This is a genomic window from Streptomyces iranensis, from assembly GCF_017874715.1.
GTDB lineage: Bacteria > Actinomycetota > Actinomycetes > Streptomycetales > Streptomycetaceae > Streptomyces > Streptomyces iranensis.
Genome location: NZ_JAGGLR010000001.1, coordinates 795,793 through 807,999 on the forward strand (window position 1 = coordinate 795,793; position 12,207 = coordinate 807,999).

The window sequence follows — 12,207 nt, forward strand, 5'->3', positions numbered from 1 at the left end:
TCGAATACGGGCGCGCGGCGCGTGCCCGTGGGGGACAACGGTGACGTCTCCCGCTTCGGGTGGGCAAGCCCGATGCGCATATGCGTGCCCGCGATACGCCCCGGGAAGGGGTCGTATCGCGGGCGCGGGGTCGTCCGTGTGGCGGGGGGTGCTACGGATAGTTCACGAGGTTCGCCACATTGTTGCCGGAATTGGATGGCCCGCCCGTGTTGTTGATGACATGGCTGATGGTGCCGGTGCCGCCGAGCGACACGGTGACCATGTGGTGGAAGCGGACGCCCGGGGTGTCGGGGACCTCGAAGGCGCGGGCCGCGACGACACCGGGATTCACATTGAAGAAGCAGTAGCTGCCCAGCCCCCACGCCTCATGGCTGGTGACGTTCGGCCCCACCTTGTAGGCGGCGTAGCCCTGGGTGTTGCCGTTCATCCAGGCGCCCTGGTTGGGCGGGTCGTAGGGCATTTCGTTCTGGTAGAAGTACGTCCGGCCGCCGTTGCCGTTCCAGATCGTCTGGTACTGCTGATAGTGCTCGACGAACAGGCCGTACATGGTGACGTCGTCACCGTTGACGGTCAGGCCGTTGGCGGCGGTGTTGGTGTTCCAGCCGACGCCGTCACCGTGGTCGGCCCGCCAGATCCACAGATGGTCGCCGATCACGTTCGAGCTGTTGACCACCAGGCTCTTGGACGCCTTGCCGACCCCGGCCCCGCCGACCCGGAAGAACACATCGTGCAGGGACGTCGGATTCGCCGCGTGCTCGGCACTCGCCCCGCTCGGGCCCACCTCCATCAGCGTGGCGGAGTTCACCGGACCCGCGTCGAAGAGCAGCCCCGCGACCTTGACCCCGTCCACGTCGGCGACCGACATCGCGGTCACACCGTTGTCGGGGACGAGGGTGGCGAGTCCGAGGCCGAGGACGACCGTGTCGGGCCGGGTCACCTTCAGTGTCTCGCCGAGGTGGTAGACCCCCGGGGTGAACAGCAGGTGCTTGCCCTGGGCGAGCGCGGCGTTGATGGCCGACGCGGAGACCCCGGGCCTGGCGATGAAGAACTGGTCGATGGGCAGCGACGACCCCGCCGGAGCGCCACCGGCCCAGGTGGTGCCCTGGGAATTCGACCGCGTCGCGGGCACGAAGACCTTGTAGGCGCCCGCCTGGTCCACGTAGAGGAAGGGCTTCTCCCGGACGGTCGGGGTCTGGTTCACCACCGTGAAGGGCGGATTGGGGAAGTTCCCCGAGGGCGCGTTGACGGCCCCCACGAACACCATGTTCCAGTTGGACCCGGACCAGCTCCCCCACTGGGTGTTCCGGGAGAGCCACTGCTGCTGCGAGCCGGAGCGCACCTGGCCGTCGACCTTCGTGTCCGCCATGAATCCGCCGCTGGACCAGCCGCCGTCATCGAGCTGGAGCGAACCGCGGACATGCATCCGGCGGTACGGCGCGGCCTGCGAGACCGCCCAGCGGTCGGTCCCCGAGGTGGGGGTCACGGACAGGTTCTCCGCGCCGCGCCAGAAATTCTGGGTCGCGTTCCCCTGGAACCAGTCGGCCTCGGCGTGCACCGCGCCGTTGATGGTCACATCGTCCGGTGACATCCCCAGGCCCAGCACCTGCGTGTAGAAGCCCACGTTGACGTCGGCGCTGTAGGTGCCCGGCTTGAAGAGCACCGCATAGCGGTTGGAGCCGAACTGGTTCCGCTCCTGCTGCTGGAAGATGGAGTTCAGCCGGCTCTGAATGGTCGACGCGGGCATCGTCGGATCGAAGACGGCGACGTTCGGGCCGAGGTCGGGGCCGCCCGGGTCGCCGGGGACCTCGGCCACCTGGAAGGACTGGGCCGCGCTGCCGTTGCACGCGTACTGCTGGAGCTGCGTCCCGTCCTGGGTGGAGGCGCTGGGCACGTCGAGGCACTTGCCGCTGTGCCGGTTGACGAAGTGATACGCCCCGCCGCCCTCGTCCACGGCCTGCCACCGCTGGTTGTCGCCGCCGCCGTAGGTCCACAGCTGGACGGCGGCGCCGTCGGCGGTGGACACGTCCGTCACGTCCCACGCCTGGGCGGCGTCGTTGCGGTTGCCGACCCGGACGTAGCCGTCGCCCGTGGCCTCGAACTTCCACAGCTGGGCGGCGGAGTTGTTGCACGCGTACTGCTGGACGGCGGTGCCGTTCACCGTCGCCGCGCCGCGCGCGTCCACGCACTTGCCGCTGCCCTTGTTGACGGCGGTGGCCCAGCCCGACGGCAGCGCGGCGGCCTTGGCGCTCGCTCCGGGGGCCGTCGCCAGGGCGCCGCAGAGGGCGGTGAGCAGGGCGAAGACGGCCAGCAGAGCGGTTCTCCGGGGCCCGGGGACCCTTGGCGGCCGGGGGACTCTCGGGGGCCTGGGGACTCTCGGCGGCCTGGGGCGTTTCGCGGATCGTGCGGGTCTTCGCATCACGGAAGCCTCTCCTCGTGGGGGCGGGGGAAGAGCGCCCCGGCGCGGTCACAGGGCGGCCACCGCGCGTGCCAACGGGCCCTCGTCAACGGCGAGTTGGCTGGTCTGTACCGCGGCTTTGAGGACGGTATGACCATGGGATTCCGGTGTCAATACGAGCCTTAAGCCAAGTCGTGAAATTGCACTCGGATGAGTCGTAGGGGCGGGGCCGGGCTGCCTGTGCGGCATACGGGCCGGACTGTGCTGCGTACGGGCGAGCCCGGCCCCGGCGGCCGCGTGTCAGCCGCGCCGTCCGAGGGCGCCCGTAGTCTGATGGCGGCTGTGGCGCGCGATATGGGGATCCGGCGGAACAACAGCCTCCGGCGCCACGGTGCCACCGCGCTGCGGCTCGTGGCCGTCGCCGCCCTCTACTACGCGGGCGCCAGGATCGGACTGCTCCAGGAGCTGGTGCGCGGTCAGGTCACCCCGCTGTGGCCGCCGACCGGCATCGCGCTGGCCTGTCTGCTGACGCTGGGCCCGATGGCCTGGCCGGGCGTCGCCCTCGGCGCCGTCGCGGTCAACGCCCCCATCGGCCCGTCGCCCCCGGCCGTCATCGCGATCGTGGCGGGCAACACCCTGGCCCCGGTCTGCTCGTATCTGCTGCTGCGGCGCGTGGGCTTCCGGCCCGCCGTGGACCGGCTGCGGGACGCGCTGGTCCTGGTCTTCCTCGGCGCCCTGGCGGGCATGCTGCTCAGCGCCACGGTGGGCACCGCCGCGCTCCTGCTGTCGGGCGCGCTCGCGGCGGATGACTTCTGGACGGCCTGGTCGGTGTGGTGGACGGGCGACGCGATGGGCGTCCTGGTGATCACCCCCGTACTGCTGGTGCTCCGCCGTGCCCGGCTCCCGCGCGGCGTCGGCCCGTACCGCCTGCTGGAGGCGGTGGCCCTGCTGCTGGGCACGGCGGCCGTCGCGCTGGTGGCCATGCGGACGGAGGTCAGCCTGCTCTTCCTGGTCTTCCCGTTCCTGATCTGGGCCGCCCTGCGCTTCCAGCTCGCGGGCGCCGCCCCGTGCTCGCTCATCGTCACGGTCCTCGCGATCGCCTCGACTGCGGAGGGCACCGGCCCGTTCTCCCAGCACTCGCTCGCGGCCCGGATGGTCACCCTCCAGGCGTTCAACGGCTCGACGGCCCTGACGGCCCTGCTCCTGTCCGCGATCATCACCGAACGCAACGCCACCCGGCGTCAGATCGAACGCGTCTGCGCCCAGCTGGCCGACGTCGTCTTCCGTCTGACCCCGGACGAGCCCCGCCCGCCCGAGGGCGACCGCAGATTCCCGGACAGGCGATAGCGGGCCGTACTTCGGTTGGACACCGGATAGCGGGCCGTACTTCGGTTGGACACCGCCGGAACCCGCCGGCCGCCACCGGCCGTCCCTTCCAGCGACTCTCGAAGGACAGGGGCCATGACCGCGACCCGAACGACTCACACAACCCACACGACCCGAACGACTCACACGCCCCACGCCACCCGCTATCTCTATCTGACCCGCCACGGCGAGGCCACGCCGGACGAAAGCGCGCTCACGCCCACCGGCCGCCGCCAGGCCACACTGCTCGGCGAGCGGCTCCGGGGCGTTCCGCTGTCGGCGATCCACCACGGCCCGCTGCCCCGGGCGGCCGAGACCGCCCGGCTGATCGGCGACCAGCTCGACGACGTACCGGCCCATGTCTGCGAACCGGCCGGGGACTATGTGCCGTACACGCCCCGGCGAGCAGAACTGCCCGCCGACTCCGCCGACTTCCTGCTCGAATTCGTCCATCGCTTTCCGCCCGAGGAACGCGTCCGCGGCCCGCTGCTGGCCCGTGCCGCCGAGGAGCGCTTCACGAGTCCGGTGGACGGGCCCGAGGACCGCCATGAGCTGGTCGTGACGCACAACTTCCTCATCGGCTGGCTGGTCCGGGCCGTGCTCGACGCCCCGAAGTGGCGCTGGCTCGGCCTCAACCAGTGCAACGCGGCCCTGACCGTCATCCGCTGTCCCCCGCCCGGCCGGCCGCCCTCGGTGCTCTTCTCCAACGACATGGCGCACCTGCCCGCGCCACTGCGCTGGACCGGCTATCCGCCGGAGCTGCGGATCACCTCCTGACCCGGCCCCATGGCCCCGCGGCCCTGGCCCCGGGCGGTCGGACCGGCTTTCCGCCGGGGGCCGGACCCGCGCTGTCGGGCCCGGCCCCCGCCGTGTCCGAGTTACGCAAGCAGCCCAGCAAGCGTGAATAAGGACAGCCATACGCTAGGGCCCGGCACTGACAACGGGGCTCCTCGCCGGGGATGCGCGGGGTGTGCGCGGTCCGGTTCGCGCCATCCGCCCCACACCGAACGCATGAGCGATTCGCCAAGGGCAGAACGTTGTCCCCTTCCCGTGGGGCGCGACGCTCCTACTCTGAGGGGGTGACCAGCCACGCGTCGAACCGAGCCCGCGTCATCCCCCTGCGTCCGGCCACCGCGGACCCGGCGCCCCGGGCGGGAGCCACCGCCGGGGCCGGAGCCCCCGCGGCCGCCCCCGCCCCGGCGACCCCCGCCGTTCCGGCCGGCCCGGGTGGGCCCGGCGGACCGGAGCGGCCCGGCCGGGAGCCGGTGAAGGAGCCCTTGTGGCGGGATGTCGTCGGTGGCGTGCTGCGGCGCGAGCGCCTCGCCCAGCAGCGCACGCTCAAGGACGTGGCCGAGGCGGCCCGGATCTCGATGCCGTACCTCTCCGAGCTCGAACGGGGCCGCAAGGAGGCGTCGTCCGAGGTCCTCGCGGCCGCCGCGCGCGCACTCGGCCTGGGCCTGGCCGACCTCCTCGCGATGGCCCAGGGTGAGCTGATCCGGCTCGTCTCCGGCCCGCGGCGGCGCGACGGCGCGGCGATGTCGGTCGCGTCCCTCACGTCCCTCACCTCCGCCACGTCCGGCACTTCCGCCACCTCCGTCACCTCTGCCACGTCCGTCACCTCCGCCACGTCCGTCGCGGACCGGGGGGCCCGGCACGCGGGGCGGCAGGGCGACGTACGCCTGGCCGCCTGAGGCACCGAGCCCTCAGAATGTCCGGACCATCCGCCGACTCAGCACCTCGTCGGCGAGCCCGTACGCCACCGCCTCCTCCGCCGTGAAGACCTTGTCGCGGTCCATATCGGCGCGGAGCGTGGTGGCGTCGTGGGGCGTATGGCGTGCCAGCACCTCCTCGACCTGCGAGCGGATCCGGAGCATCTCCTTGGCCTGCAGGGTGAGGTCCGAGACCGTCCCCTGCGCACCGCCGCTCACCGGCTGCCCCAGCAGCACCCGGGAGTGCTCCAGCACGAACCGCCGCCCGGGGTCTCCCCCGGCCAGCAGCACCGCCGCGGTCGAGGCCGCCTGCCCCACGCAGAACGTGGAGATGGGCGCGGACACGAACGTCATCGTGTCGTAGATCGCCATCAGCGAGGTGAACGAGCCCCCCGGGGAGTTGAGGTAGATCGAGACCTCCTGCTCCGGGCTCGACGATTCGAGGTGGAGCAGCTGCGCGATGACGACGTTGGCGACGCCGTCGTCGATCTCCGTACCGAGGAAGATGATCCGCTCGGACAGCAGCCGGCTGTAGATGTCGTACGCCCGCTCCCCCTGTGTGGTGCGCTCGACGACCGTCGGAATCGTGTACTGCCCCATGTCAGATCCCCATCCTGCGCCGCGTACCGGCGGGCCGTACGTCCGCGAGCGACTCCACGACCCGGTCGACCATTCCGTATTCCTTCGCCTGCTCCGGTGTGAACCACCGGTCGCGGTCACCGTCGCGCGAAATGGTCTCCACGCTCTGTCCGGTGTGCTCCGCCGTGATCCGCTCGATCGACCGCTTCATGAATTCCAGATTCTCGGCCTGAATCGCGATATCGGCCGTGCTCCCCCCGATACCGGCGGACGGCTGATGCATCATGATGCGGGAATTCGGCAGCGCGTAGCGCTTTCCCGTCGTGCCCACGGTGAGCAGAAACTGCCCCATGCTCGCGGCGAATCCCATGACGAGCGTGGAGACGTCGTTCGGAATCAGCCGCATGGTGTCGTAGATCGCCAGCCCCGCCGTCACCGAACCGCCCGGACTGTTGACGTAGAGGCTGATGTCCGACCGCGGATCCTCGGCCGACAGCAGCAGCATCTGCGCACACACCCGGTTCGCGGACACCTCGTCCACCTGTGTGCCGAGAAAGACGATGCGCTGGGTCAGCAGTTGCGCGGCCAGGTGATCGTCGAACCGTGAGGGTGCCGTGTCCCCCTCCCCGGCTCGCGGACTCATTGCCGGCTCCCAGCCGGTGGCGAATGTTCCCATCGGACCTCCCTGTGAATACCGCGACCCACATCGCCGCGGTCCTTTCACCATCGACCCAATTCGCCTGCTCCGTAAGGAATCTTGGCCCGCAGCAGATTCGCCCACGGCAGACCCGGCCGCTGTGCGAGGGGCGGTCTTGCGGGAGGCTCCCGCCGCTCCCGACACTGCCGGGGGGGGGCGGGAAACAAGCCGACAGGGGGGCGCGAACAATGACCGTGCGAGGGCGACAGCGACAGCGGCAGCGACGGCGCCGTAAAGCGGCATTACGGCGAGCGAAGGCCCGGCTGCGCCGCACGGCCTGGAGCGGCGGCGCGGTGGCGGCCCTCGCGCTGGCCCTGACCTGGAAGACGGTATGGCCGTACGTCCTCGGGGTGGTCCTCGTCGGCCTGCTCGGCGCCATCGGCTGGTGGCTGTGGACGGCGCGTCTGCGCACCGTGGCGCAACACCGGGCCCGGCGGACCGAGCAGGAGAACGCGGCACGTGAGCGGTCCATGGCCGAGGTGGACGCCATGACCTGGCAGCGGTTCGAGAGCTACGTCGCGGAGCTGTGCCGCCGGGACGGCTGCACCCAGGTCGTCGTCTCCGGGAAGTCGGGCGACCTGGGCGCGGACGTCATCGGCCGCATGCCGGACGGCCGCCTGCTGGTGATCCAGTGCAAGCATTACGCACCCCATCGCACGGTGCCGAGCGGCGATATGCAGAAGTTCCTCGGCACCGCGAAGGCCGAACACCGCGCGGACGTCGCGGTGTTCGTCGCCACCTGCGCCTTCACACGGGAGGCGGAGAAGCTCGCGATGAAGCACGGGATCCTCGCCCTGCACCGGAACCTCCTCGGCGCCTGGGTGCGGGGCGCCACCCTGGAGTCGCTGCTCCCCCTCAACGGCGCGGGCAACGGCCGCACCGGCCGTAGGCCCCGAAGCCTCAGGGGTCCCCGGCCGGGCCGCTGAGCGCCGCTCTCGACGCGCCCCGGACCGTGCCGCTCCTTACGATTGGGGATGGGGGATGACGATCGGGTCGGCAGCGGAAGCGCGACGTCCGACCCGTACTCCGGGATCCGACCCTCATTCCGGGAAGTGGACCTCATGGCACCCGGTGGCATCAACGGCACAGCCCTCACCAACCTCACCGACCTCACCGACCTCGGCGAGCGGCTGGTCGGTGAGGTGATCACCCCGAGCGACGGCGCGGGCTATGACGAGGCCCGCGGGATCTTCAACGCGATGATCGACCGGCGCCCGGCCGCCATCGCGCGGTGCCGGACCGAGGAGGACGTCGCACGCGCGATCCGCCTCGCCCGCGATCACGACCTGCCGATCGCGGTCCGCGGCGGGGGACACAGCGTGGCCGGGATGTCCACCGTCGACGGCGGTCTCGTCATCGATCTGCGCGGGATGAACGCGGTGGCGGTCGACCCCGGCGCCCGTACGGCGCGGGTCGGTGGCGGGGCGATCATGAGCGAGCTCGACCGGGGGACGCAGGCTTACGGTCTGGCGACGACCGGAGGCCGGGTCTCCACCACCGGGGTCGGCGGCTTCGTGCTGGGCGGTGGCGCGGGCTGGCTGGACCGCGCCTTCGGGCTGGCCTGCGACAACCTCCTGGCCGTGGATCTCGTCACGGCGCAGGGCGACCAGCTCCACGTCGACGAGGAGGAGCACCCCGACCTCTTCTGGGCCCTCCACGGCGGTGGTGGCAATTTCGGCGTGGCCACCGCCTTCACCCTCCGCCTGCATCCGCTCACCGCCATGACGGCGATGCTGCTGCTGTGGCGCCCCGAAGCGGGCCCGGCGGTGGTGCGCGCCTATCGCGACTTCCTCGAGTCCGCGCCGGACCGGATCGGCGGTGGGCTGCTCTACTGCACCGGCCCGCCCGAGGAGTTCGTTCCGAAGGACATGGTCGGGAACCTCGTCTGTGCGGTGCTGATCACCTACACCGGCCACGAGGACCAGGCCCGCGACCTCGCCGCTCCCCTGCTGCGCCTGGGCCACGACGCGGAGATGATCGCCGAGCTGCCCTACGCGGACCTCCAGTGCATGCTCGACGACCCGCCCGGCTACCGGAACTACTGGTCGGCCGAGTATCTCGACTCCTTCCCCGACCAGGCGGTGGACCGCTTCTGCCGCCGCGCCTCCGACATGATCGTCCCCTCCCCCTCCCAGCATGTGCTGTTCCCGCAGGGCGGAGCGGTGAGCAACGGGCCCTCCGACTTTCCGCTGCCGTGGCGCGGGGCGCCGTGGATCGTGCACCCCTTCGGCCTGTGGGACGACGCGGCCGACGACGCCCGCGCCCGGCAGTGGGCCCATGACACCCGCGCCGACGTCCGGCCGTGGTCCCATGGCGCGGTCTACCTCAACTTCATCGGCAGGGAGGGCCGGGACCGGGTCGTCGCGGGATTCGGCGCGGAGAACTACCGCCGCCTGGCCGCCGTGAAGGCCCAGTACGACCCGGACAACGTCTTCCGCCTCAACCACAACATCGAGCCCCGCCCGCCGGGGCCGTAACTCCGGGCGGGCCGAGGCTCAGCTCTCTCCGGGCCGCGCGCGAGTCAGGAGAGCCAGTCGATGTAACGGGTGGGGGCCAGCTGGGCCCCCGTGTCCGTGAGGACGTCCCCCTGGACCGCGGCGAACATCCCGGCGGCCGGGTCGGTGACGACGGTGCGGGGGTCGCCCTGCTGGGCCAGGGTGATCCGGCCCAGCTCGTCCAGCGGGAAGACCTCGGGCCCGGCGACGTTGCGAATGCCCCGCAGCGGGGCGCCCGCGGCGGCCTCCGTCACCGCGGCGGCCACGTCCTTGGCGGCGATCGGCTGGATCGGCGTGGCGGGCAGCCGGACGGTGTCGCCGTCGGCGGTCCAGGACAGGACCGCGTCCATGAACTCCATGAACTGCGTCGCCCGGACGATCGAGTACGGGATCGGCCCGGCCGCGAGGATCTCCTCCTGCAGCGCCTTGGCACGGTAGTAGTCCAGCTCGGGCACCTGGTCCACGCCGACGATCGAGAGGATCACGAAGTGGCCGACGCCGCCCTTGCGGGCCGCGGCCAGCAGGTTGTCCATCGAGGTCTTGAAGAAGGCCGGGGAGGCTTCGTCGAAGGTCGGGGAGTTCGTCAGGTTGACGACGACGTCGGCTCCCGCGACCGCCTCGTCCAGCCCCTGACCGCTGATGATGTCGACGCCGGTGGACAGCGCGTGCGCTACCGCCTCGTGCCCGGCGGCGTTCAGATTCTTGACGACCTGGGACCCGATCAGCCCGGTACCGCCGATGACCGCGAACTTCATGACATGCCTTTCGTCGGAGTGGCGCGCATGGCGCCTGCCTGGATACGGCGCATGAACCACCACGTGGCCGCGCCGTCCATCAAACTCGGACACATCTTGTCCGAGAAAATACCCGGACACAAGTTGTCCGAGTAAGCTGGCTGATTAGAGTGGGGCGGGTGAAGATGTCCGGCGGAGTCGAGTGGGCCCTGCACTGCTGCGTCGTGCTCACATCCGTCGAGGAGCCCGTTCCCGCGACCAGGCTGGCGGAGCTGCACGACGTATCGGCGAGCTACCTGGCCAAACAGCTACAAGCACTCTCCCGGGCCGGGCTCATCCGCTCGGTCCAGGGCAAGGCGGGCGGCTACGTCCTCACCCGGGAGCCCGCCTCGATCACCGTGCTCGACGTGGTCGAAGCGGTCGACGGCCCCAGCCCGGCGTTCACCTGCACGGAGATCCGCCAGCGGGGCCCGCTGGCCACCCCGGCCGAGGCATGCACCACCCCGTGCCCGATCGCCCGCGTGATGGGCGGCGCGGACGCGGCCTGGCGAGAGGCGCTGCGTACGGTCTCGATCGCCGACCTGGCCCAGGACGTGGCCGCCGCCTCCGGCCCCACCGCGCTGGCCCGCGTCAGCGCGTGGCTGACCACCCCGCAGGGCTGAGGCCCCTCACCCCTCAGCAGTCGTCGACGAACCTGACCGTCTCGCCGAGCGGCGCCCGCCCCGTACGGGGGTGACTCACGGCGGCGTCCTCGTACCCGATCGACATGCCACAGAAGAGGATCAGCTCCCCCGGCGGTGACACGATCTCCGCGACGGTCTTGTGGTACTTCGCCCATGCCATCTGCGTGCAGCTGTGCAGCCCTTCGGCACGGAGCAGCACCATCACGGTCTGCAGAAACATGCCGACGTCGGACCACTGAGGTCCGCCCAGGTCGGGGTCGATGTAGCAGAACAGGGCGGCGGACGCGCCGAAACACTGCCAGTTCGCGGAGGCGGCGCGCTGGCGCGCCTCCAGGTCCTCGCGCGAAATCCCGAGCGCGCCGTAGCGCTGCTCGCCGAAAGCGGCTCGGCGCTCGCGGTACGGGGACTTCAGCGCGGGCGGGTACTGCTCGTACTCCGCCTCGTCCCAGGCGTCACCCGCGGCCAGCCGCTCACCGGCGCGCTTCTTGAGCTCGGCCAGCGGCCCGCCGGTCAGCACGTAGGCGTGCCACGGCTGGAGGTTCGACCCGGACGGCGCCCAAGCCGCGGCGGACAGCACCCGCTCCAGCACCTCCCGCGGGACCTGCCGGTCGGTGAATCCGCGCACCGCCCGTCGGCTCGTGACGGCCTCGTAGACGTCCAAGATCGTCCATCTCCCATCTGCTCAAGGCATCGCATCTTCGTTACAGTCGAGACTGTATCATTCGATACCATCTTACTCTCAACCATCACCGAGCACTCAGTAGGAGAAAGTCCATGGTCACGCTGTTGCACATCGACTCGTCCGTACTTCCGGGCGAGGCGTCCGCGTCCCGTTCGGTCGCGGCCGCCTTCCGTACGGCATGGGAGGAGCAGCACCCGGAGGGCACGGTGATCTACCGCGACCTCGCCGCCGACCCCGCCCCCCACATCACCGCCGACGCCTGGTCCGCCGGCTACACCGCGCCGTCCGAGCGCACCCCGGAGCAGTCGGCGGCGTTCGCCGCGCGCGAGAAGCTCATCGAGGAACTGGAACAGGCGGACGCCATCCTGATCGGCGCCCCCATGCACAACTTCTCGGTCCCGTCGACCCTCAAGACATGGCTGGACAACGTGCTCCTGCTCGGCCGCACCGCGGGCGAGTCCCCCTCCGCCCAGGGCACCCCGACCGTCGTCGTCGCCAGCCGCGGCGGCTCCTACGCGCCGGGCACCCCGCGCGAGGGCTTCGATTTCGTACAGAACTATCTGGAGGCCGTCCTCCAGCGCACCCTCGGCCTGGACCTCGACTTCATCGTCCCGGAGCTCACCATGGCCCCGCGCAACCCGGCCATGTCCGAGCTGATCCCCCAGTACGAGGCCTCCCGCGAGCGCGCCTTCGAGGACGCGATCACGAAGGCGAAGGAGCTCGCGGAGCGCGTGGCGGCGTAACGCCTGGGCCGGCGACTGGCCGCGTAGCCCCTAGGCCGTGTTTTAGAACTCGCTGACCTGCCTGGTTGGCCGTCCGGGGAAGTCGCGGGCGGCCATCCAGATCGTGAGGTCGCGGGCGATGTCGC

General features: G+C 71.1%; 11 protein-coding genes and 1 pseudogene. 7 read left to right on the forward strand and 5 right to left on the reverse strand.

All coding sequences use genetic code 11. The annotated features are described in order from the left end of the window. Positions 1 to 151: 151 nt before the first annotated feature. Positions 152 to 2,416: an RICIN domain-containing protein gene (locus J2Z30_RS03480; protein ID WP_245387446.1), complete on the reverse strand. Its 2,265-nt coding sequence runs from the start codon at positions 2,414 to 2,416 to the stop codon at positions 152 to 154. 312 nt (positions 2,417 to 2,728) lie between these two features. Here J2Z30_RS03480 and J2Z30_RS03485 point away from each other — a divergent pair, with 312 nt between their 5' ends. The 3 genes and pseudogenes from J2Z30_RS03485 to J2Z30_RS03495 form a co-directional block, all read left to right on the forward strand. Beyond that, a complete protein-coding gene (locus tag J2Z30_RS03485; RefSeq protein ID WP_245387447.1) occupies positions 2,729 to 3,742 on the forward strand; it encodes an MASE1 domain-containing protein in 1,014 nt (337 codons plus the stop codon). 114 nt (positions 3,743 to 3,856) lie between these two features. After that, positions 3,857 to 4,537, forward strand: a complete 681-nt coding sequence (locus J2Z30_RS03490) for a histidine phosphatase family protein (protein ID WP_044576069.1) — start codon at positions 3,857 to 3,859, stop codon at positions 4,535 to 4,537. A gap of 302 nt (positions 4,538 to 4,839) precedes the next feature. Beyond that, positions 4,840 to 5,292: pseudogene (locus J2Z30_RS03495) on the forward strand (helix-turn-helix domain-containing protein); the annotation flags it as partial. Between the two features lie 171 nt (positions 5,293 to 5,463). Here J2Z30_RS03495 and J2Z30_RS03500 read toward each other — a convergent pair. Both J2Z30_RS03500 and J2Z30_RS03505 read right to left on the reverse strand, forming a co-directional pair. Further along, on the reverse strand, positions 5,464 to 6,069 hold the full coding sequence (locus J2Z30_RS03500) for a ClpP family protease (protein WP_044576066.1): 606 nt from the start codon (positions 6,067 to 6,069) through the stop codon (positions 5,464 to 5,466). Between the two features lies 1 nt (position 6,070). Continuing rightward, on the reverse strand, positions 6,071 to 6,724 hold the full coding sequence (locus J2Z30_RS03505) for an ATP-dependent Clp protease proteolytic subunit (RefSeq protein ID WP_044576063.1): 654 nt from the start codon (positions 6,722 to 6,724) through the stop codon (positions 6,071 to 6,073). Positions 6,725 to 6,933: 209 nt separating this feature from the next. Here J2Z30_RS03505 and J2Z30_RS03510 point away from each other — a divergent pair, with 209 nt between their 5' ends. Then, entirely contained in the window at positions 6,934 to 7,671 is a 738-nt protein-coding gene (locus J2Z30_RS03510) for a restriction endonuclease (protein ID WP_078956913.1), read from the forward strand. A 135-nt stretch (positions 7,672 to 7,806) separates the two neighbouring features. Then, complete coding sequence (locus J2Z30_RS03515) at positions 7,807 to 9,222, forward strand: FAD-binding protein (RefSeq protein WP_044581997.1); 1,416 nt, start codon at positions 7,807 to 7,809, stop codon at positions 9,220 to 9,222. A gap of 44 nt (positions 9,223 to 9,266) precedes the next feature. On the opposite strand, the gene J2Z30_RS03520 is transcribed toward J2Z30_RS03515, so the two are convergent. After that, positions 9,267 to 9,995, reverse strand: coding sequence for an SDR family oxidoreductase (locus J2Z30_RS03520; RefSeq protein ID WP_044576057.1), 729 nt, complete (start codon positions 9,993 to 9,995; stop codon positions 9,267 to 9,269). A gap of 164 nt (positions 9,996 to 10,159) precedes the next feature. On the opposite strand from J2Z30_RS03520, the gene J2Z30_RS03525 reads away from it, so the two are divergent. Continuing rightward, positions 10,160 to 10,636 (forward strand): RrF2 family transcriptional regulator, encoded by a 477-nt coding sequence (locus J2Z30_RS03525; RefSeq protein WP_044581996.1) that lies wholly within the window; start codon positions 10,160 to 10,162, stop codon positions 10,634 to 10,636. A 13-nt stretch (positions 10,637 to 10,649) separates the two neighbouring features. Here the strand turns inward: J2Z30_RS03525 and J2Z30_RS03530 are convergent, their stop codons facing one another. Then, positions 10,650 to 11,318 (reverse strand): nitroreductase, encoded by a 669-nt coding sequence (locus J2Z30_RS03530; RefSeq protein ID WP_044576054.1) that lies wholly within the window; start codon positions 11,316 to 11,318, stop codon positions 10,650 to 10,652. Positions 11,319 to 11,431: 113 nt separating this feature from the next. Between J2Z30_RS03530 and J2Z30_RS03535 the strand changes: the two genes are divergently transcribed. Next, positions 11,432 to 12,082 carry an FMN-dependent NADH-azoreductase gene (locus tag J2Z30_RS03535; RefSeq protein WP_044576052.1) on the forward strand — a complete coding sequence of 217 codons (651 nt, stop codon included), beginning with the start codon at positions 11,432 to 11,434 and terminating at the stop codon, positions 12,080 to 12,082. The last annotated feature ends 125 nt before the right edge of the window (positions 12,083 to 12,207 follow it).

Bases quoted from the DNA above. Each gene is read 5' to 3' on its own strand.
- J2Z30_RS03490 (WP_044576069.1), top strand. From the start codon at position 3,857: ATGACCGCGACCCGAACGACTCACACAACCCACACGACCCGAACGACT.
- J2Z30_RS03510 (WP_078956913.1), top strand. From the start codon at position 6,934: ATGACCGTGCGAGGGCGACAGCGACAGCGGCAGCGACGGCGCCGTAAA.
- J2Z30_RS03500 (WP_044576066.1), bottom strand. From the start codon at position 6,069: ATGGGGCAGTACACGATTCCGACGGTCGTCGAGCGCACCACACAGGGG.
- J2Z30_RS03520 (WP_044576057.1), bottom strand. From the start codon at position 9,995: ATGAAGTTCGCGGTCATCGGCGGTACCGGGCTGATCGGGTCCCAGGTC.
- J2Z30_RS03525 (WP_044581996.1), top strand. From the start codon at position 10,160: ATGTCCGGCGGAGTCGAGTGGGCCCTGCACTGCTGCGTCGTGCTCACA.
- J2Z30_RS03515 (WP_044581997.1), top strand. From the start codon at position 7,807: ATGGCACCCGGTGGCATCAACGGCACAGCCCTCACCAACCTCACCGAC.
- J2Z30_RS03485 (WP_245387447.1), top strand. From the start codon at position 2,729: ATGGCGGCTGTGGCGCGCGATATGGGGATCCGGCGGAACAACAGCCTC.
- J2Z30_RS03480 (WP_245387446.1), bottom strand. From the start codon at position 2,416: ATGCGAAGACCCGCACGATCCGCGAAACGCCCCAGGCCGCCGAGAGTC.
- J2Z30_RS03535 (WP_044576052.1), top strand. From the start codon at position 11,432: ATGGTCACGCTGTTGCACATCGACTCGTCCGTACTTCCGGGCGAGGCG.
- J2Z30_RS03505 (WP_044576063.1), bottom strand. From the start codon at position 6,724: ATGGGAACATTCGCCACCGGCTGGGAGCCGGCAATGAGTCCGCGAGCC.